Source organism: Clostridium sp. D46t1_190503_E9 (assembly GCF_015555225.1).
In the GTDB taxonomy this organism is placed as follows: Bacteria; Bacillota; Clostridia; order Clostridiales; family Clostridiaceae; genus Clostridium.
This window is the reverse complement of sequence record NZ_JADNKB010000022.1, coordinates 1-640: the sequence shown is the minus strand read 5'-3', so window position 1 is coordinate 640 and position 640 is coordinate 1. Positions and strand designations below refer to the sequence as shown.

At 29.5% G+C, this 640-nt stretch carries 2 protein-coding genes; both read left to right on the top strand.

Annotation, left to right across the window (positions count from 1 at the left end; translation table 11 throughout):
• Window positions 1–152 precede the first annotated feature (152 nt).
• Window positions 153–440: a WXG100 family type VII secretion target gene (locus tag I2E83_RS17430; RefSeq protein WP_195431284.1), complete on the top strand. Its 288-nt coding sequence runs from the start codon at window positions 153–155 to the stop codon at window positions 438–440.
• Between the two features lie 12 nt (window positions 441–452).
• Window positions 453–640 (top strand): hypothetical protein (locus tag I2E83_RS17425; RefSeq protein ID WP_195430796.1); only part of this gene is annotated, 188 nt, incomplete at its 3' end.

The window sequence follows — 640 nt, the reverse complement described above, 5'->3', positions numbered from 1 at the left end:
AAAGTTACTGGGCATAAAAACGATAAGAAAAAAATTGTTTATCCTAAGATGGAGGTTAGAGGAAATATATTAAATGAGGTAAGAACTAGAATAAGATAGTCCAAATTATAAATTATTAATATATGAATTTATAAAAAAAGTAGGTGAAGTATATGGATGTCTTAGTTGATATTAATAAAGTTAACGATGCTAAAAATGTGTATAAAAAATATGCAAGTGAAATGAAGGATACATTAAGTAAACTCAAAAGTTCAGTTGATAAAATTGAAACACAATGGCAAGGGGTGTCAAAGGATAGTTTTGAAAATAGTCATTTTCCCAAACTATATAATTCAATGATGGAACATAATAAAAAAGTTGAGTGCTTGGCTAAAGAGTTGGATAGTATTTCACAGGAGTTCTCATCTCTGGAAAGAGATATAGATAGTAGAACGAGGTAAAGGAGAAGAGATTTGAGTACCATAAGTTTAGGAAGAAGTGGAATAGTAGGAATATCCTACAGCGAGACAAGCTTATTAAAAAGTAATCTAATGAGAGCAAATGAAAGAAGAAATAGCGCATCTAACAATATAAATTCAGCAAAGGTAAAATTGCAGGTAAATGGAAGATCAGGTAGAATAAGAGTAGAAACAGATAATTT

Bases quoted from the DNA above. Each gene is read 5' to 3' on its own strand.
- I2E83_RS17430 (WP_195431284.1), top strand. From the start codon at position 153: ATGGATGTCTTAGTTGATATTAATAAAGTTAACGATGCTAAAAATGTG.